Source organism: Dyella sp. AtDHG13 (genome assembly GCF_003201105.1).
Lineage (GTDB): Bacteria > Pseudomonadota > Gammaproteobacteria > Xanthomonadales > Rhodanobacteraceae > Dyella > Dyella jiangningensis_B.
In genome coordinates this window covers 250,811-269,414 of sequence record NZ_QICJ01000002.1, presented here as the reverse complement: position 1 = coordinate 269,414, position 18,604 = coordinate 250,811, and the positions used below count along the sequence as shown (strand labels likewise).

Sequence of the window (18,604 nt, the reverse complement as noted above, 5' to 3'; positions counted from 1 at the left end):
TTGATATGACCGCGCAACCCGTACTCGCTTTCGCCTGGAATGCCGCCGTTGGCGTTCCCATGCTCATCGTTGGCCTGATCGTCCTGGCGGCGATGTGGTTGTTCGGCCAGCCGAAGAAGGAGCAGGGCAAGCGACGCGTGGCGCCCAGCACGACGGGCGACCGCCGCGAGCCGACCTTCGGCGCGGATGGCGAGGTGCTCGATGAGCCGTCCTTCAACGCGCGCGACGATTTCCATGCCGACCCGTTCGACCAGCCGCACCAGGGCGAGCTGGACGTCGGCCTGCGCGAGGAGCTGGAGCGCCTCGGCGCCACGCTCGCCGGCGACAAGGGGCGCGTGGAACCGGCGCCGATCAGCAAGCCGCACGGCATTGCCGCCTCCATCGTCGACGCCCTGCGCGCGCCGCCGGAGCAGTTCGAGCAAAGCCTGGCGCAGGCCACGGGGGCGGATCACGTGTCGCGTGCGCCGGAACCCGAGCCGGTCGCCGCGCCCGCGCCGGCACCTGTCGCGGCACCGGCTCCCGCGCCCGCACCGGAAGCGCCGCGTGTGCCGCCGCGTTCCGAGGTCGGTCGCCGCCCGGAGCGCGTGCCGGTGGAACGCATCGTCACGTTGTTCGTGGTCGCTCGCGAAGGCAACGTCTTCAACGGTGCCGACCTGATCGTCGCCGCCGAGAAGGCGGGCCTGGAGTTCGGCGACATGGGTATCTATCACCGCCTGGTGGATGGCAAGCGCGAACTGGGGCCGGTGTTCAGCGTGGCCAACATGGTCAAGCCCGGCAATTTCGATGTGACCCGCGTGGATGCCATGCGCACCCCGGGCCTGAGCTTCTTCATGACGCTGCCTGCGCCCATCCCGGCGCTGGACGCGTGGGACGCCATGCTGCCCACGGCCCAGCGCCTCGCGGAACTGCTGGACGGCCAGGTGCTGGACGAGGAACGCAACGCCCTGGGCCGCCAGCGCGTGGCGCATATCCGCGACGAACTGCGCGGCTGGGACCGCGACCACGAAGGCAAGGAAATCACGTTCGGGCGGTGAGTTTCCGGCCGGTCGCTTGCAAAGCGCCTCGGTTTTACCCGCTCGTCATTCCGGCGCAGGCCGGAATCCAGTGGCGGGAACGACAGGTTTTCGCGACTGTAAAACAAGCCCGAGCGGTGTCCCGACAACCCAGCACTATCGCTACTGGATGACCAGCTTCGCTGTTGAAAGGCGCCTCCGGCCTGCGCCGGAATGACGAGCGGGTGAGGTTGCTGCTCGTCTGGTGGCCTCCGTAGCCCGGCCACTCTTGCGTCCGACTCGCACCTCCGACAGAGTCGATTCCAAGGAGGGAACATGGCCTGCACCTTGCGTCGCCTTGCCTGTCTCTGGTTGCTGGCGTTGGCCGGCTGCACCCATTCGGATCTGCGCCCCGATTATCCACGCGTACCCAGCACCGTCCTGCCGGCCAAACCGGATGCGCCGCTGGTGGCCTACGCCTCGCGCATCAGCGCGGGCCACGGCGGCGACAGCGGCCTGCGCCTGATCAGCGATTCCAACGACGCCCTGCTGGCGCGCATCGCGCTCGCCGACCGCGCGGTGCATTCGCTGGACCTGCAGTACTACATGTTCCATAGCGACGCGACCGGCGGCCTGCTGGCGCAGCGTCTACTGGCGGCGGCGGATCGCGGCGTGCGCGTGCGCCTGCTGCTGGACGACCTGCACGTGGCCGGCGACGACAAGGTGCTGCGCATCCTGGATGGACATCCAAATATCCAGATCCGCCTGTTCAATCCCTTCCTGGAGCGGAACTCGTCGTGGTGGGGCATGGGCAAGCAGTTCGCCGGCGACTTCTCGCGGCTCAATCGCCGCATGCACAACAAGGCCTTCATTGCGGACGAGGCCATGGCCATCGTCGGCGGAAGGAATATCGGCGACGAGTATTTCGATGCCAACGACACGATCAATTTCCGCGATCTGGACGTGCTCGCCGTCGGCCCGGTCGTCGCGGACGTGGGGCAGATGTTCGACCGTTACTGGAACAGCGACCAGGCGTACCCGATCGGCGCCTTCCATCGCCGCACGCCCGGCCCGGAGGAACTGGCCGACCTGCGCAAGACCATGGCGGCCCATGCGCGGCAGTTCAACCAGAGCAGTTATGCGCAGAGCCTGGTGGCGCGCGTGGGCGACCTGGCGCACGAGGTGCCGGGAACCGATTGGGCCTGGGGTCCCGCGACCTACCTTGCCGACGACCCGGACAAGGGCAACCCGGCGGCGGACAGCAAGGACCTGCACATGGCGCCGCAGCTGCGCGGATGGCTGGACGGTGCGCAGCATCGGCTCACCCTGATCTCGCCGTACTTCATTCCCGGCACCAAGGGCGTGGCCTATCTGCAGGGCGTGCGCGAGCGCGGCGTGGCGGTGGAGGTGCTGACCAACTCGCTGGCGTCCACCGATGCCGGTGACGTGTATCAGGCCTATGCGTCCTACCGGGTGCCCATGCTCAAGGCGGGCATTGAGCTGTACGAGCTCAAGCCCGATGCGCGGCGCGGCCGGCACAGCAGCCATTTCTTCGGCTCCTCCACGGGCAGCAACAGCCTGCATGCCAAGGCCATGGTGGTGGACGAGCAGCATGCGTTCGTCGGTTCGATGAATCTCGATCCGCGTTCCGCGCATCTGAACACCGAGGACGGCGTGATCGTCGATTCCCCGGCACTCGCCCGCGCGTTGCTGGCCATCTTTGCCGACGCCACCAAACCCATCCACAGCTATCGGGTCTTGCTGGACGACAAGGGGCGGGTGGTGTGGGAAGGCAAGGAGCCGAAGCAGCCGGTGGTCCGCTACGACCATGCGCCGGACACCAGCTGGTGGCGGCGTTTCAAGGTGAACATGGGCGGCCTGCTGCCCATCGAAAGCCTGCTCTGACGAAGCGCCGCGGCAGGTGCACGGCGCGTGCGAATGGCGTAGCGTGTGGCGCGTTTCATCGGCGGCGGACCGACGTAGCCGGCTCCGCGGGGTCAGTCATCTGGACGACAGCGAGCGCCTGCATGCGTGGTTTGCGTGACACCGTCAAAGCGCATGCGCACCGTCGATGGCGGCTGGGATGGCTGGCCTGCATGGCCTTGCTGGCGGCCTGCACCAGCGCGCTCAAGCCGGGCGCCCCGCCGAAAGAAGATCCCTTGATGGTCGCCCGCCACCTGTGGCTGGGCACGGCCGGCGCGCAGCGCAAGGACGTGGCCGCGCGCGACTGGATCCGCTGCGCCGTGGCAGCCTATCGCGCCTCGGACACCGACGACGCGGCGCGCCAGGCCGAAGCCCAATCCATCGCCGATGGCTGCACCCATGAACTGCTGGGCTATCTGCTGGACCAGGAACCCGGCGCCTGGCGTCCCCATACCATTCGCGTGCTGGATGTGCCGGTGCGCGTGGTGTTTCGTGATCTGCCGCAGAGCCTGGACGACGGCCCCGTGGCCCTGGCGCGTGCGGACGAAGTGACGGTTCCCACCGTCATGGGCCAACGCTACACCTCGCCGGGTTACGGCGTTCCGCTGGTGGGCTGGCAGGCGCCGTGCCACGACCGTCCCATCTGCAGGCTGGATCCGCCCGACGGCATCACGCGCGCGCTCACGGCGTGGGTGGAGCCGGGCGACGACGGCATGGCGCAGCTGGTGGTTACCGGCACGCGCAAGCATCCGGCCATCACCGTCGGCCAGCGCAGCGTGCCGCTGGCGACGGATTTCTCGGCGGCCTACGCCGCGTTGTTCGATCGTTCGCACATCAATCGCGCGGCGGTGTGGAGCCTGATCGGCGGCCGCGAGCTGGCGCAGCGCCAGGGGCTCTATCTGCTGGAGGACTACGACCCGGCCAAGACACCGGTGATCATGGTGCACGGCCTCGGGCGCAGCCCGATGATCTGGGCCAAGCTGACCAACCTTATCGACGGTTCGCCCGAACTGCGCAGCCGGTATCAGATCTGGCACATCGTCTATCCGACCAATACGCCCGTGCTGCTCGATCGCCTGTACGTGCAGCGCATGATGGACCAGGCGTGGCACATCCTCGATCCCGATGGCACCGCGCCGGCGCACCGGGACATGGTGTTGATTGGCCACAGCATGGGCGGCGTGATCTCGCGCCTGCTGGTGTCCAACAGCAACGACGTGGTGTGGAACGCGGTGTTCGATATTCCACCCGAGCAATTGCACGGCGCGCGGGAGGATATCGCCACGCTGGAATCGGTCGTGCGCTTCCAGGCCTATCCCGGAGTGACGCGGGCGTTCTTCCTGGCCGCGCCGCACCTGGGCAGTCCTTACGTCGACAGCTTCGTCGGGTGGATCGCGCAGCGCGTCATCCATGCGCATACGCCGGAGCTCGATGCCTTGCTGCGCGTGGTGGCGGAGAACCGCGCCCACGAAAACCCGGCCCTGGCGCAGGACTACGAACGCTACGGGCTGAGCAGCATCAGCACGCTGCGCGCCACGCAGCCGGTGAGCCGGGCGGCCCAATCGCTGATGCCCGTGCCGGGCGTGCGCTACTACACGTTCGCCGGCCACCTGCCGGGCACGCATCCGCCGGGCGACGGCTTCGTGCCGCTGGCGAGCGCGACCATTCCCGGGGCCGTATCCACGACCGTGGTCAAGGACGGCCACCAGCTCTACCTCAACGACGAGGTGCTGCAGAAGATCGCCGACATCCTCCGTCAGCCCTGAACGTGGAATACGAAAGATTACGGTGACCGGCTACGGCCTTCCGGCCACACTCCAAAAGTCGTAGATGCATGGGCGCTCGAATTCACGCGAATTCAGCATTTGCTTGAGCATGATCGGGCCGCAAGGCGACCGTTCGCGGGGGTGGGTGGTTGCCGTGCATCGAGCACTGCGAGGCTCAGGGAAGAGCGATAGGAGCCCAGGCGTTGCTTCAGCGCAAACGGAGTGGCGACTGGGCGACGTGAGCCGTCGGCGTGGGGAGAGGGAGTGAACGCATGCGCAAGGTTACGATCAGGTTTCAGGATGTCGCCACCGAGCTGGCCCAGATCAACGCGTTGCGCGACGACGTGATGGAGCGCGCGTTCGTGGTGCTCGAGCAGCGACACGCCACGCTGGCGTCGATGCTGGTGCAGAGCCTGGGCGAACGTCAGCGCGCGGTGCGCTGGATGTGCCGGCACCAAAATGCCTTCGGCGGACGCACCGCCTATGAGTTGCTGGCCGATGGCGAGGAGGATGCCGTCTGGGACGAGATTTCATTGCTGGGCGACGCCCCCGTGTCGGCCCGGATGAACTCGGCGCGCATGGCTTACTGAGCCCGCGCGGCCCGTGCCTTTACGGCTGGGCGTGCGCCGCATCCCGCAGCGCCCACACGCTGTTGGCGTCGCCGCTGCGTGCGCGCCGGTCGGCGGCGCGCGCAAACAGCGCGAACACGACGCCCAGCGCCAGGCCGGTCAGGTCCACACCCAGCACTCGCCATGCAAGCGGCGACCACGCCTGCGCCATGGACGATGCGTTGGTCGCCAGATCCACCATGGCCATCGCCATGGTCAGCGCGGACGTTGCCCAGAGCAGTTCGATGGTGGCCCTGGCGACAGGACGCAGGCAGGCATAGGCGCACGCGGCGAGAAAGAGCCCGTAGCAGGCGGCGCGTTGCGGCACACCCGCATCGATGCCCAGGCGCACGGCGATCCATGTCGCCACGAAGGCGCCGGTGATGGCCAGGCAGGTGCCAATGCACACGCCCACAGTGGCCCGCGCCATCACCTGTGTCTTGAACGGCTGGTCGAGATGCCGTCGCTTGCGGCGCGATTCGATCCACAGGAGGTTGCCGGAATAGAACAGGAAGGCGCCGGCCAGGCCAAGGATGAAATACAGCCACTGCACCGTGCGGCCGCCGAAGCTGCCGAAATGCAGGCCGAACAGCGAGGCGTAGCTGATGCCGTTGAGGCTGTAGCGGTCGCCGACGTACGTGGCGAGCACGGTGCCATCGTGCGCGGACATGGCCACCGTGCCGTAGGAGCCCAGCGTGTGCTGCGACAGGCCGCGTACCTCGGCCACGGCGTTGCGGTCGCCGTAGTGCACGAAGTGCATGTAGTCGGGCTCGAAGGTGGTCACGCCGTTCTTCAGGGCTTCGGTGCGCGCGCGTTCGATCAGGGCATCGGTGGAAAGCATGGTGGCCGGCGTGCCGCTGGCGGTGACCGTTGGCGTGGTTTGCGTCGCCCTGGCAAAGGCCTCGAACAGCTTGCCGTCGAAGGCGACCGTGTTGAGCGCGGCGAGCGTCAGCGTGAACAGGCAGAACAGCGCGCCGGTGACCGCGAAGATCACATGGAAGGGCAGGCTGATGACGCCGATGGCGTTGTGCGCATCCTGCCAGAGCCGCTTGATGTTGCGGCCCACGCGCATGGCGAAGAGATCCTTCACCAGCTGCGGCAGATGGATCAGGAGGCCCGACAGCAAGGCCAGCCCGTACAGCACGCTGACGATGCCCATCAGATACAGCCCGACCACCGGCAAGCCGAGCGAGTCGTGCAGCGCGTAGACGAAATCGGCGAGCTCGTTCTCGCCGGCGTCCGCGCGTGGCGCCTCCACCTCGCTGGCGGTGGCGAAGCGGCTGCCATCCTTGGCCTGCCAGTAGGCGTAGGCGGCGTGGGAGCTGTCGCGCGGCAACACGATGCCGAAGTCGTCGCGTGCATCCGGATGATGCGCGAGCAGCCGCTCGATCAGCGTGTCCATCGGAACGTCGGCATCGGCGACGGCGCGCCACGGCGGGTTTTGCCATGCCGCGATGTCGTCGTGGAATACCGTCAGCGCGCCCGCATAGAACGCGACGAACAGCGCGAAGCCGGCGAGCAGGCCGGTCCAGGTGTGCACGGTCTGGAACGTACGGAGAGTGGTCGCTTTCATCGGGAACGTCCCTGTATCAGCCGTGCAGGCGCAGCAGCCACAGCACGGCGAACACCGTGACATTGGCCCCGCCCAGCACCAGCCAGGCGCGAAGCCCGTTGCGGAACAGGTAGGCGCCGGCCATGAGCGCCGTCCACAACGGGAAGAACAGGATCAGCGCCGGAATCAGGAAGGCCTCGCCATGGCCCGGCAGCAGGTGCAGCAGCAGGGCGAGCACCAGGGCCGCGAGCGGAAAACCGAGCAGGGTTCCCGCGAGGCAGCGCGCGATCATTCCCCCGTTTCCGCGGCGGCGGTGCGCCACCATGCCGCGTACGGCAGGGCCACCCAGGTGAGCATGAGCATGGTCAGTGCCGCCGAGATGCCCGGCCCCATGCCGGCGTCGTACCACCAGATGGCCGTGCCGCCGATCACCAGCAGCCAGCCCGCACGTCGGGCCACCGCCGGCAGGGCGGACGCGCGTAGCCGCTGCTGCGCACTGGCGAGGTAAATCAGCACGCCGCCCGAGAGGGTCGACAGCAGGGCAAGCAGGGTGATCACTTCGGAACCTTCAGGCCGGATCGCGGTTTCATAATATTGAGAATTATTCGCATTTGATGGTCGAGCGTCAACCGCGTTCCCGACCGGCTCGCGGTCTGCGCAAATGCTGGTCTCAGAACTGGTACTGAAGGCGGCCGACAATGGCCGAAGGATGCTTGCCGCTGTTGGGATCGCCGGGCTTGTTCAGGTCGATGGTATGCACGAGGTTGGCGGAGAGGCGGACGGACTTGTCCAGATACCAGTTCACGCCGATGGTGAGGTTGGTTTCCTTGCCGCCGAGGACATCGCGGTCGTTGAGGTCGGTCATGCTCAGCCGCGCGCCCACTTCCAGCGCACCGCCGCCGTGCCCGTTCCACGAGGCATGCGGCACCACCGCGCCGAAGGTGGCGTTGCTTTCGCGGTACTCGCGGCTTTCGCCGGTGATCATCCAGCTCGCATAGCCGTACCAGCCGCGAAATCGCAGCGGCGGCAGGCCGTCGTTGCGTTGCAGGTGCGCTTCCATGTATTCGGCCTGCCACGAGAAAGGACCATTCACGTGGGCGGCTTCCAGCCCATAGCGCTGCACCTTGTTCGAGTCGGGGATGGTGTGCGTGTTGAGGAAGTCGTCGCCGGATGAAAGCGCCACTTCCGGCGCGGACTTGAAGCTTTGGTCATTGCTGGGCCCGGCGCGGCGCGTGGAGTAATCGAGCGCAAGGTGGTAGAGCCCTGCGTCCGTTTTCAGCAGGTAGGCAACGCGGCCGGTCAGGGCCACGCCGCGCTGCGTGCGGTCTTCGTCGCGCGTGCCGGCGGTGAAGAAGCCGTAGCTCCAGATCCATGGCCCGTGAAAATCGCTGGAGGTGATGCCCACGCTTCGGCTGGGGGCGAGCGCATTGGTGGTGGCGCGCTCCAGGAAGGTGGTGGTGCGGAAACTGCCGTACTGCTCCAGCCCGAACGGCTCCTGCTGGTTGCCGATGGTGACCACGCCGAAGGTGGAGGTCTGTTTGCGGAAATAGACGTCCTTGAACTCGAGGCTCCCATCGACGATCTGCGCATCGGCGTAGAACAGCCAGCCCAATCCCACGTCGTGCAGCAGGCTGAGGTCGGCTCGGCGGATGGAGAACTGCGTGCTGCCCAGGCTCCGGTCGGTGTAGTTGGCGGCGTCCGCCATCACGTAGCCGTGGATCTGGTTGTGGATCAACGGCGTGTCGATGCCGCCGGCGAAGGGACGCAGCAGGGACAGCTTGCGCAAGGTGTCCACCGCAGCATTGCTGCTGCCCGCCGCGGTGGCGGGTGGCGTAGAGACTGCCGCGGCGTCGGCCGTTGCGGTGGATGCGGAAGCCCGCGATGGTTGATGGACGCAACCGGTGGCGGCCGCGCAGGCAAGGGCGAGGGCTGGCCAGACCACGGCACGATCAGCCAGCGACTTGCGCCTGATATCAGCCATGGTGCCCGACGACCTCCCGCCACATCCTGCCGTTGATGCCGCGCGCCGGGGCTCCGAGCGCGGCTGAACACGTCCATAGTGCCGGGATCGTAAAGCTTTGGTCTGTAGGATCGAACCGCAAAATTACTGGCCTATGGGAGCCCGGCTTGGCCGACGGAACGGTCGGGCTGGCCACTCCCTACGGAAGCGCATGGCAAGGCCCGCGGGTTACTATGGCGGTTTGCAATGCCCTTCCCAGGAGTCCTCGAGTGATCATCAACCCCAAGGTGCGTGGTTTTATCTGCGTGACGGCCCATCCGGTCGGGTGCGAGCGCAACGTGCTCGAACAGATCAACATCACCAAGGCGCAGGGCGACCTGGGCGAGGGCCCCAAGCGCGTGCTGGTGATCGGCGCCTCCACTGGCTACGGCCTGGCTTCGCGCATCACGGCGGCCTTCGGCTACGGCGCGGCCACCCTGGGCGTGTTCTTCGAGAAGCCCAGCAGCGACAGCAAGACGGGCACGGCGGGCTGGTACAACTCCGCCGCCTTCGACAAGTTCGCCAAGGAAGCGGGCCTGTACAGCCGATCCATCAATGGCGATGCGTTCGCCAACGAAACCCGCGAGCGCGCCATTGAGATGATCAAGAACGAGATGGGCGGCAAGATCGACCTGGTGGTCTACTCGCTCGCCTCGCCGGTGCGCAAGCTGCCGGACACGGGCGAGGTGGTGCGCTCGTCGCTCAAGACCATCGGCGAAACCTTCACCGCCAACTCGATCGACACCAACCGCGACACCGTGGTGCAGGCCTCGGTGGAGCCGGCGACCGAACAGGAGATCAAGGACACCGTCACCGTGATGGGCGGTGAGGACTGGAAGCTCTGGATCGACGCGCTGAGCAAGGCCGGCGTGCTGGCCGACCATGCCAAGACGGTGGCCTATAGCTACATCGGCACCGAGATCACCTGGCCGATGTACTGGCACGGCACGCTGGGCCAGGCCAAGCAGCACCTGGACAACACCGCCAAGCAGCTGGTCGCCGAGCACAAGGCCGAGCATCTGGACGCCTACGTGGGCGTGATGAAGTCGGTGGTGACGCAGGCCAGCGCGGCCATTCCGGTGCTGCCGCTGTACATCGCCATCTCCTTCCGCGTGATGAAGGAAAAGGGCATCCACGAAGGCACCATCGAACAGATCAACCGCCTGTTCCGCGACCGCATGTACCGCAAGGATCACCAGGCGCCGGAAACCGACAGCGAAGGCCGCCTGCGCCTGGACGACTGGGAGCTGCGCGAGGACGTGCAGCAGGAGTGCAAGGCGCTGTGGCCGACGGTCACCACCGAGACGCTCAACGAGCTCACCGACTACGCCGGCTACAAGAGCGACTTCCTGCAACTGTTCGGCTTCGGCCGCAGCGACGTGAACTACGAGGAAGACGTCAACCCGGATCGCCGCTTCGACGTCGTCGAGCTCTGATCGATATGGCCGGATGCCGCCCGCTCGGCGGCATCCGGCACGATTCCGCGGCAAGGCATACAAGGCGGCGCGCTCCCGCTAAGCTGCCGCGATGAGCACCGCCATCGTCTGGTTCCGCCGCGACCTTCGCCTGGCGGATCACCCCGCACTCAGCGCCGCCTGCCAGGCCTTCGAGCGCATCATCCCGCTGTACATCCACGCGCCCGACGAAGAGGCCGCATGGCCCGCGGGCGCCGCCAGCCGCTGGTGGCTGCATCACTCCCTTGCCAGCCTCGATGCGCAGTTGCGCGGGCAGGGCGCTGCCTTGCATCTGGCGCAGGGCGAGAGCCTGCACGTGCTTCGCCGGCTGATCGAGCGCACCGGCGCCTCCGCCGTGTACTGGAACCGGTGCTACGAGCCGGCCGCCATCGCGCGCGACAGCACGATCAAGGCCGCCCTGCGCGAGCTTGGCATCGAGGTGCGTAGCTTCAACGCCTCGCTGTGGTGCGAGCCCTGGCAGATAGAGACGAAGCAGGGCGAGCCCTACCGGGTGTTTACGCCGTACTGGAAGAACCTGCGGCCGCGTCTCGATGCTGCACAACCCTTGCCGCCGGTCCTGTCATTGCGTGCGGCGGATATCGACGAAGGCCTGCCGCTCGACGCACTCGGGCTGTTTCCCTTGATTTCCTGGGATGACGGACTGAAAGCCACATGGCAGCCGGGCGAGGCGGGGGCGCAGGAATTGCTGGACATCTTCCTGGACGACGCTTTGGCCGACTATGCGAACGCGCGTGATCTGCCCGCCCGGCATGGCACGTCGAGGCTGTCGCCCTACCTGCATTTTGGGGAGATATCGCCGCGGCAGATTCATCACCGGCTGGCGGAGCGGGTCGCGGCCACCGATGCGCGGCGGCGACCGGACATCGAACCGTATCTGCGCGAACTGGGCTGGCGCGAGTTCGCGCACCATCTGCTCTACCACTTTCCCGGCACGCCCACGGAAAACTTCAACACGCAGTTCGACCGCTTCGCCTGGGTCGACGATGCCGCCGCGCGAGAGCGCTGGCAGCAGGGACGCACCGGCATTCCGCTGGTGGACGCCGGCATGCGCGAGCTGTGGCACACCGGCTGGATGCACAACCGCGTGCGCATGATCGTCGCCAGCTTCCTCACCAAGAATCTCCGGCAACACTGGCACCATGGCGCGCGCTGGTTCTGGGACACGCTGGTCGACGCCGATCTCGCCAACAACACGCTCGGCTGGCAGTGGGTGGCGGGCAGCGGTGCGGATGCCGCGCCGTATTTCCGCGTGTTCAATCCGGTGACGCAGGCGCAGAAGTTCGATCCGGAGGGGCACTACTTGCGCCGCTGGCTGCCCGAACTGTCCTCGGCGCCGCTGCCGCTCCTGCACGAGCCATGGAAGGACGCCGCGCTGTTGAAACGCAGCGGCTATCCGGCGCCGATGGTCGATCTTGGCGAAACGCGCCAACAGGCGCTGGACGCCTATCGCGGCATGAGGGGTTAAGTCATTCCGCCTTGCCGGCTGCCGCGCCGTTGCGGCGTAGCATCCATGCGAGCACGGGCGGCGTCACCATCGCGGTCAGCAGGGACATGGCGACGATGATGGCGTAGATGCGGTCGCTGAAGACGCCGGCGGTCAGGCCGAGGCTGGCGATCACCACGCCGACCTCGCCGCGCGGCACCATGCCGAAGCCCACCATGGTCGCGCCGCGCGCGCCCAGCGACAGCGAACCTAGAAAGCCGCCGATCAGCTTGGAGGCGATGGCGATCAGGGTGACCACCAGCAGCATCAGGCCCGCGTCGGCATTCATGAGTTCGCGTAGGTCGATCTTGCTGCCGGTGATGACGAAGAAGAACGGCGTGAGCAGGGCGAGCAGGGGCTGGGTCTGTTTTTCCAGCGTGTGCTGCTGGCGCGTTTCCGAGGCGATCATGCCGGCGAGGAAGGCGCCGATGATGGCGGCCAGGCCGAACAGCGTGGACACATACGCCAGGCCCAGGCACAGCGCCAGCACGATGGCGAGCGCCGAATGCGGGCTCTGCGGCCGGTCCAGCCAGCTGGAATTCCAGCGCATTACGCGCGCGCCGCCGATGCCGATGATCGCGATGAAGCCGATGGCGCCGGCAAGCACCGCGATCAGATGCACCAGGTCGATGCCCTGGCCGCCTTGCACCGACACGACCACGCCGAGCAGGAGCATGGCGAGGATGTCATCGATGACGGCGGCGCCCAGGATCACCTTGCTTTCGATGCGTTGCAGTGCGCCCAGCTCCTGCAGCACGCGCGCCGTGATACCGGCGGAGGTGGCGACGAAGGCGGCGGCGATGAACAGCGACCGGCTCCATTCGAAGCCGTTCGCATGCGCCCACACGCCGCCCATGCCGAACGGCACCAGCACGCCCAGCACGCCAACGAGGAAGGCCACCTTGCCGACTTTCTTGAGGTCCTCCAGGCGTGTTTCCAGGCCCACCGAGAACAGCAGCAGCACCACGCCGATTTCCGAGAGCACATCCAGCGGCGTGCCCGAGGCGATCTGCTCCGGGGTGATCCAGCCGAGCAGGGACGGGCCCACCACGCAACCGGCGGCGATCTCGCCCACCACGCCCGGAAGCTTCAGGCGTTGCGCGATCTCGCTGCCGATCTGCGCAGCAAGGAAGACGATGAAGAGCGTGAGCAGAATGTCGCTGGCGTGATGCATGAACAGGAGCGGCCCCGTGATCCAGTCCGGTGCATGCTACATGTTTAGCGCACAGCGCGTGCCTAGTCGGAGGAATGCCCCGCGCGCGTGGGGCTCTCGTTCTTCAGGCGGCTGAACACCCAGCTGGCCGTGGCCGTCACGATGGCCAGCAGCAGCACGGTCCAGCGGAACGCGGGGATGTAGTCGTCATGGGCGCGGCCCTGCAGTAGCGCTTCCATCAGCAGCGAGGCCAGCGCAATGCCGAAACTCATGGACAGGTACTGCGCGGTCGACGCCATCGACGAGGCCTGCGAGGCGAACTTCACATCCAGGTCGTTGTAGATCAGGGTGTTCATGGCGGTGTACTGCATGCCCATGAAGCCGCCGTAGACATACACCATGGACGCGGTCAGCCACATGGGCGAGCCCTTGCCGAGCAGCGCGAACGATGCCAGCAGCACCGCGACCATCAGCGTATTGGCGAACAGCAGGCGGCGATAGCCGAAGCGCTGCAGCAAGCGGTTGATGCCCCACTTGGCGGTGATCGAACCCAGCGCCTGCGGCACCATCATCAGGCCCGCCATGAGCGGCGACCAGCCGCAGCCCACCTGCAGGAACAGCACCAGCAGCAGGAACATGCCCGATACGCCCAGGCGGGTGAACAGGTTGCCGGCGAGCGACACCCACACGCTGCGCACGCGCAGCAGGTTGAGATCCGCCACGGGATGATCGGTGCGCCGGCTGTGCCACACATAGACGGTGCCGAACACGATGGCGAGCACGCCGTAGACGGCGATGCGCACCCACTGTCCGCCACCGCCGCTGGCGACTTCCGAGGCCGTCAGCAACATCGCGGAGGCCGCGGCGAACAACAGGAAACCCATCAGATCGAACGGATGGACATCGTCCAGCCGGTAATCGGGCATGTCGCGGCGGTTCATCCACATGCCCACCACGCCCACCGGCACATTGATCAGGAAGATCAGTCGCCACGAGGTGTACTGCGCCAGCGCGCCGCCGAGCAGCGGTCCCAGCACGGAACCGAGCAGGCCCACGGTGGCGACCGTGCTCATCGCGCGGACGAACTCGCGCTTGTCGATACTGCGCACGAGCACGTAGCGCCCCACCGGCATCAGCGCCGCGCCGCCCAGGCCCTGCAGCACGCGCGCCGCCACCAGCTGCGGCAGCGTCTGCGCGATGCCGCACAGGAGCGAGCCGATGGTGAAGGTGGCGATGGCCGCCGCGAAGATGCGCCGCGTGCCGAAGCGATCGCACAGCCACGGGCTGGCGGGAATGAAGATGGCCAGGGTCAGCACGTAACTGGTGAGCGCGGTGCGCATGCCCAGCGGCGTGACGTTCAGCGCGTCGGCCATGGCCGGCACTGCCGTGTTGACGATGGTCGAGTCCAGCGCCTGCATGAAGAACGCGGCCGCCACCAGCCAGATGAGTCCGCGATAGCGCTCCCGCGACGATTCCGCGGGCGGTACGGGATTCGGTGGCTCTTCGCCGGGCGGCGCGACGGGGAGCGGGGTCTCGGTGGCGGCTAGGTTCTCGGGCATCTCTATGAATGATAACTGCTGCGGCAGCTTGCTTTTGTGGATGGGTGCGTCCAAAGTCGGCTGCGTTTCATCTTTGATGGTCGCCCGTGCGAAAGGCGTCAACCGCATGGCAACGGCAGCGGCAGGGATGAAAGGCAAACAGCGAAGGAATGAGCGCGCCGGGGCGGCACCGTCCCGGCGCGTCGTCTTTTGCGAACACACGCGGTCGAAGCATCACCCGTCCGAACGACAGGAGTCCCCATGAGCAGCAAGCCCCCCATCGTCATTTCCTCGCTGGACCTGGAGCGCATCGAAGCGCTGCTGGAGCGCATGCCGCCCACGCAGGCCGCGCAGTATCAGGCGCTGCGCGGCGAGTTGGACCGGGCGGACGTGCTGGAACCGGCGGCCATTCCTGCGGATGTGGTGACCATGAACTCCGTCGTCACGTTCAAGGACGACGACTCCGGCGACGAGCTGACGATCAGCCTGGTCTATCCCTCCGGAGCCGGCGTGCCGGGCACGGTGTCGATCCTGGCGCCCGTGGGCAGCGCGCTGCTGGGCCTCAAGGTGGGACAGCACATCGAATGGCCAACGCCGGACGGACGCCGCCGCCAGCTGCGCGTGCTGGAGATCGAGTACCAGCCCGAAGCCTCCGGCGACCTGCATCGTTGAGGATGGCGCCGTAGCGTCCACGCGTTCTTCACGCGCGGACGCCATGGGCCGAAATCGGCCGGGACTCGGTAAACTTCCGCTCATGAGGATACCCGCATGAGTCAGAGCCCGGCCCAAGACTGGCGCGCCAAGGCCGCCGAACTGCGCGACATCATCGAGCGCGCGAATTACCGCTACCACGTACTGGACGATCCGGAGATCACGGACGCCGAGTACGACCGCGCCATGCGCGAGCTGGAAGCGCTGGAACAGGCTCATCCGGAGCTGGCGACGGCCGATTCGCCGACGCGTCGCGTGGGCGCGCGGGCGCACGGTGGTTTCGCCGAAGTGCGGCACGCCATTCCCATGCTCTCGCTCAACAATGCGTTCGAGCAGGCGGGTGACGATGATCGCGAGCGCTTCCGCGAGGTCGCCGAGTTCGAGCGCCGCATCGAGCAGACGCTGGATCGCCGCGCGCCGGTGTTCTCGGTGGAACCCAAGCTCGACGGGCTGGCCATCAGTCTGCGCTATGAAGATGGCGTGTTCATGCAGGGAGCCACGCGCGGCGATGGCGAAACCGGCGAGGACGTCACCTCCAACCTGCGCACCGTGCGTGCCATTCCCTTGCGCCTGCGCGGCGAAGGCTGGCCGCGCGTGCTCGAAGTGCGTGGCGAAGTGATTATGCTGCACAAGGATTTCGAAGCCTTCAACGCGCATGCCCGCGCACATGGCGAGAAGCCGCTCGCCAACCCGCGCAACGGCGCGGCCGGCTCGCTGCGCCAGCTCGATCCCGCCATCACGGCGCGGCGCAAGCTGAGCTTCTTCGCCTACGCCGTGGGCGACGTGCAAGGCGGCGAGCTGCCGCCCTCGCATTCGAAGACGCTGGCGAAACTGCGCGACTGGGGTTTTCCGGTGTCGCCGGAAGTGGATACCGCCAAGGGCTTCGAGGGGCTGATCGCCTATTACCGCCGCATCGGCGCCAAGCGCGACAAGCTTCCGTACGACATCGACGGCGTGGTCTACAAGCTGGACGATTACGAAGGGCAGCGCGCGATGGGTTTCGTGTCGCGCGCGCCACGCTGGGCCATCGCACACAAGTTTCCCGCGCAGGAACAGACCACCACGGTCGAGGCTATCGAGATCCAGATCGGACGCACGGGCGCGGCCACCCCGGTGGCGCGCCTGAAGCCTGTGCAGGTGGCTGGCGTCACCGTCACCAACGCGACGCTGCACAACGCCGACCAGGTGGCGCGCCTGGATGTTCGCGTGGGCGACACGGTGATCGTGCGCCGCGCGGGCGACGTGATTCCCGAAGTGGTGCGCGTGATGCCGGACCTGCGCCCGCCGCATACGCATCCCTGGCATATGCCCACGCATTGTCCCGTGTGCGGCTCGGCCTTGCTGCGCGAAGAAGGCGAGGCCGCCTGGCGCTGCTCTGGCGGCCTGGTCTGTCCGGCGCAGCGCAAGGAGGCATTGATCCATTTCGCGGCCAGGCGTGCCATGGATATCGAAGGCATCGGCGAGCGTTTCGTCGATGCGCTGGTGGATTTCGGTTACGTGCATACGCCGGCCGACCTCTACAAGCTCACGCTCGACGACTTCCTGGAAATGAAGCGCCGCGCGGACGAACGCGACGGAACCACGCCCGAGACGGTGAAGCAGGGCAAGGTGGCGACCAAATGGGCCGAGAACCTGATCGAAGCCATCGAGGCGAGCAAGCACACCACCTTGCCGCGCTTCCTGTTTGGCCTGGGCATCATGCACATCGGCGAAAGCACGGCGAAGACGCTCGCCGCGTGGCTGGGCAGCCTGGCGATGATTCGCCGCATGCCGGCGGCCGTATTGCGCGTGCTGCCGGACATCGGTGACGAAGTGGCGCGCTCCATCGCTGGTTTCTTCGCGCAGCAGGGCAACCAGAAGGTGGTGGATGCGCTGCTCGCGTCCGGCATCGTGTTCTCCGATGAAACCCATCCTTCGGCCAAGCTGCGCCAGCGCCTCGACCTTGCGGTGCTGCTGGACATGGCCGGCGTCAGCAAGCTGGGCCCCAAGAGCACGAAACTGCTCGCCGAGCATTTCCCCTCGCTGGACAAGCTGATGGCCGCCGGCCCTGCGCATTGGGTAACGGCGGGCCTGCCGTCGGCGGCGTCGGCCAACCTGGAGGCCTTCCTGCACGACAAGGCCAACCTCCGGCAGCTGCAAGCGGCGGATGCGGCGATGTGGGAATTGCTCGAGGCGATTCCCAAGTCGAGCAAAACCGTCGCCGCGCCGCTGGAAGGGCAGACCGTGGTGCTCACCGGCACGCTGGGCTCGCTCAGTCGCGACGAGGCCAAGGAGCGATTGGAAGCCCTGGGCGCCAAGGTGGCCGGTTCGGTTTCCAAGAAGACCAGCTTCGTGGTGGCTGGCGAAGCGGCGGGCTCCAAGCTCGACAAGGCGCAGGAGCTGGGCGTGGAGGTGTGGGACGAGGCGCGCCTGCTCGAAGTGCTCGCCGCGCACGAGGGCGGCGCATGAGCCTGCACCTGGCCGGGCGCCTGCACCTGCGCGCACGACTCTATGCGTTGATCCGCGCGTTCTTCGCCGAGCGCAACGTGCTGGAAGTGGAAACGCCGATCCTTTCCGCGGCGGGCAACACCGATCCGAACATCGAGAGTTTCAATACCAACTTCAGCGGCCACGTGGACGCCGGCGCGCGCGTGCGCTGGCTACGCACGTCGCCGGAGTACCCGTTGAAGCGCCTCTTGGCCGAGGGCGTGGGCGACTGCTACGAACTCGGCCGGGTGTTCCGCAATGGCGAGGCGGGTGGCCGCCACAATCCCGAATTCACCATGCTGGAGTGGTACCGCGTGGGCTGGGATCACCGCCGGCTGATGGAGGAAACCATCGCCCTGGTGGAGGCGGCGCTGGCCATGATGGGCATGCGTGCGGAAGTGTGGATCGAAGGCTATCGCCAGCTGTTCATCGATGAGCTCGGCATCGATCCGGCGCACGCGCCGGTGGAGCAGTTGCGCGCGCCGCTGGAAGAATTCAACATCCATCCGGATGGACTGACGCGCGACGACTGGCTGGATCTGCTGATCACGCATCGCCTGCAGCCGTCGTTTCCTACCCACCGCATCACCGTGATCCACGACTATCCCGCGTCGCAATGCGCACTGGCGAAGGTACGACCGGGCGATCCGCCGCTGGCCGAGCGCTTCGAGCTGTACCTGGGGCGTTACGAACTGGCCAACGGTTATCACGAACTCAACGACGCTGCCGAACAGCGGCGCCGTTTCGAACGCGACAACGAGGTGCGCCGCTCGCGCGGCCAGCCTACCGTGCCGATGGACGAACGCCTGCTGGACACGCTGGACGCGATGCCCGATTGCGCGGGCGTGGCGCTGGGCATCGAGCGCCTGCTGATGTGCCTGGTCGGCACGGACACCATCGCCGACGTGCTCACCTACCCATTCTCGGAGGCCTGAGCG

At 67.0% G+C, this 18,604-nt stretch carries 15 protein-coding genes; 9 read left to right on the top strand and 6 right to left on the bottom strand.

The window, feature by feature from the left end; genetic code table 11:
• Window positions 1–5 precede the first annotated feature (5 nt).
• From zipA to BDW41_RS03980, 4 genes are all read left to right on the top strand, one after another.
• Entirely contained in the window at window positions 6–1,034 is a 1,029-nt protein-coding gene (gene zipA / locus BDW41_RS03995; RefSeq protein WP_074546756.1) for a cell division protein ZipA, read from the top strand.
• A 294-nt stretch (window positions 1,035–1,328) separates the two neighbouring features.
• Complete coding sequence (locus BDW41_RS03990) at window positions 1,329–2,897, top strand: phospholipase D family protein (RefSeq protein WP_074546755.1); 1,569 nt, start codon at window positions 1,329–1,331, stop codon at window positions 2,895–2,897.
• Between the two features lie 122 nt (window positions 2,898–3,019).
• Window positions 3,020–4,681, top strand: coding sequence for a hypothetical protein (locus BDW41_RS03985; RefSeq protein ID WP_074546754.1), 1,662 nt, complete (start codon window positions 3,020–3,022; stop codon window positions 4,679–4,681).
• Window positions 4,682–4,953: 272 nt separating this feature from the next.
• Window positions 4,954–5,271 (top strand): antitoxin Xre/MbcA/ParS toxin-binding domain-containing protein, encoded by a 318-nt coding sequence (locus BDW41_RS03980; protein WP_233496764.1) that lies wholly within the window; start codon window positions 4,954–4,956, stop codon window positions 5,269–5,271.
• Between the two features lie 19 nt (window positions 5,272–5,290).
• On the opposite strand, the gene BDW41_RS03975 is transcribed toward BDW41_RS03980, so the two are convergent.
• From BDW41_RS03975 to BDW41_RS03960, 4 genes are all read right to left on the bottom strand, one after another.
• Window positions 5,291–6,862, bottom strand: coding sequence for a PepSY-associated TM helix domain-containing protein (locus BDW41_RS03975; protein ID WP_074546753.1), 1,572 nt, complete (start codon window positions 6,860–6,862; stop codon window positions 5,291–5,293).
• Window positions 6,863–6,878: 16 nt separating this feature from the next.
• Window positions 6,879–7,133 carry a hypothetical protein gene (locus tag BDW41_RS03970; RefSeq protein WP_074546752.1) on the bottom strand — a complete coding sequence of 85 codons (255 nt, stop codon included), beginning with the start codon at window positions 7,131–7,133 and terminating at the stop codon, window positions 6,879–6,881.
• Window positions 7,130–7,399: a hypothetical protein gene (locus BDW41_RS03965; protein WP_074546751.1), complete on the bottom strand. Its 270-nt coding sequence runs from the start codon at window positions 7,397–7,399 to the stop codon at window positions 7,130–7,132. Before BDW41_RS03965 ends, BDW41_RS03970 begins: the two co-directional genes overlap by 4 nt.
• A gap of 112 nt (window positions 7,400–7,511) precedes the next feature.
• Window positions 7,512–8,822 (bottom strand): porin, encoded by a 1,311-nt coding sequence (locus BDW41_RS03960; RefSeq protein WP_083337498.1) that lies wholly within the window; start codon window positions 8,820–8,822, stop codon window positions 7,512–7,514.
• Window positions 8,823–9,070: 248 nt separating this feature from the next.
• On the opposite strand from BDW41_RS03960, the gene fabV reads away from it, so the two are divergent.
• Window positions 9,071–10,276: an enoyl-ACP reductase FabV gene (gene fabV / locus BDW41_RS03955; RefSeq protein ID WP_074546749.1), complete on the top strand. Its 1,206-nt coding sequence runs from the start codon at window positions 9,071–9,073 to the stop codon at window positions 10,274–10,276.
• 91 nt (window positions 10,277–10,367) lie between these two features.
• Window positions 10,368–11,780 carry a deoxyribodipyrimidine photo-lyase gene (locus BDW41_RS03950; RefSeq protein WP_074546748.1) on the top strand — a complete coding sequence of 471 codons (1,413 nt, stop codon included), beginning with the start codon at window positions 10,368–10,370 and terminating at the stop codon, window positions 11,778–11,780.
• Between the two features lies 1 nt (window position 11,781).
• On the opposite strand, the gene BDW41_RS03945 is transcribed toward BDW41_RS03950, so the two are convergent.
• Together BDW41_RS03945 and BDW41_RS03940 are read right to left on the bottom strand one after the other, a co-directional pair.
• Window positions 11,782–12,972, bottom strand: a complete 1,191-nt coding sequence (locus tag BDW41_RS03945; protein ID WP_074546747.1) for a cation:proton antiporter — start codon at window positions 12,970–12,972, stop codon at window positions 11,782–11,784.
• Window positions 12,973–13,034: 62 nt separating this feature from the next.
• The gene (locus BDW41_RS03940; protein WP_074546972.1) at window positions 13,035–14,510 is read right to left on the bottom strand and encodes an MFS transporter; all 1,476 of its coding nucleotides are present in this window, start codon (window positions 14,508–14,510) and stop codon (window positions 13,035–13,037) included.
• 240 nt (window positions 14,511–14,750) lie between these two features.
• Here BDW41_RS03940 and rnk point away from each other — a divergent pair, with 240 nt between their 5' ends.
• From rnk to epmA, 3 genes are all read left to right on the top strand, one after another.
• On the top strand, window positions 14,751–15,161 hold the full coding sequence (gene rnk / locus BDW41_RS03935; protein WP_074546746.1) for a nucleoside diphosphate kinase regulator: 411 nt from the start codon (window positions 14,751–14,753) through the stop codon (window positions 15,159–15,161).
• Between the two features lie 96 nt (window positions 15,162–15,257).
• Complete coding sequence (gene ligA, locus BDW41_RS03930) at window positions 15,258–17,648, top strand: NAD-dependent DNA ligase LigA (RefSeq protein WP_074546745.1); 2,391 nt, start codon at window positions 15,258–15,260, stop codon at window positions 17,646–17,648.
• Window positions 17,645–18,601 (top strand): EF-P lysine aminoacylase EpmA, encoded by a 957-nt coding sequence (gene epmA, locus BDW41_RS03925; protein WP_074546744.1) that lies wholly within the window; start codon window positions 17,645–17,647, stop codon window positions 18,599–18,601. Before ligA ends, epmA begins: the two co-directional genes overlap by 4 nt.
• The last annotated feature ends 3 nt before the right edge of the window (window positions 18,602–18,604 follow it).

Coding starts and splice junctions, on each gene's coding strand:
- zipA (WP_074546756.1), top strand. CDS start 6: ATGACCGCGCAACCCGTACTCGCTTTCGCCTGGAATGCCGCCGTTGGC.
- BDW41_RS03990 (WP_074546755.1), top strand. CDS start 1,329: ATGGCCTGCACCTTGCGTCGCCTTGCCTGTCTCTGGTTGCTGGCGTTG.
- BDW41_RS03985 (WP_074546754.1), top strand. CDS start 3,020: ATGCGTGGTTTGCGTGACACCGTCAAAGCGCATGCGCACCGTCGATGG.
- BDW41_RS03980 (WP_233496764.1), top strand. CDS start 4,954: ATGCGCAAGGTTACGATCAGGTTTCAGGATGTCGCCACCGAGCTGGCC.
- BDW41_RS03975 (WP_074546753.1), bottom strand. CDS start 6,862: ATGAAAGCGACCACTCTCCGTACGTTCCAGACCGTGCACACCTGGACC.
- BDW41_RS03970 (WP_074546752.1), bottom strand. CDS start 7,133: ATGATCGCGCGCTGCCTCGCGGGAACCCTGCTCGGTTTTCCGCTCGCG.
- BDW41_RS03960 (WP_083337498.1), bottom strand. CDS start 8,822: ATGGCTGATATCAGGCGCAAGTCGCTGGCTGATCGTGCCGTGGTCTGG.
- BDW41_RS03950 (WP_074546748.1), top strand. CDS start 10,368: ATGAGCACCGCCATCGTCTGGTTCCGCCGCGACCTTCGCCTGGCGGAT.
- BDW41_RS03945 (WP_074546747.1), bottom strand. CDS start 12,972: ATGCATCACGCCAGCGACATTCTGCTCACGCTCTTCATCGTCTTCCTT.
- BDW41_RS03940 (WP_074546972.1), bottom strand. CDS start 14,510: ATGCCCGAGAACCTAGCCGCCACCGAGACCCCGCTCCCCGTCGCGCCG.
- rnk (WP_074546746.1), top strand. CDS start 14,751: ATGAGCAGCAAGCCCCCCATCGTCATTTCCTCGCTGGACCTGGAGCGC.
- ligA (WP_074546745.1), top strand. CDS start 15,258: ATGAGTCAGAGCCCGGCCCAAGACTGGCGCGCCAAGGCCGCCGAACTG.
- epmA (WP_074546744.1), top strand. CDS start 17,645: ATGAGCCTGCACCTGGCCGGGCGCCTGCACCTGCGCGCACGACTCTAT.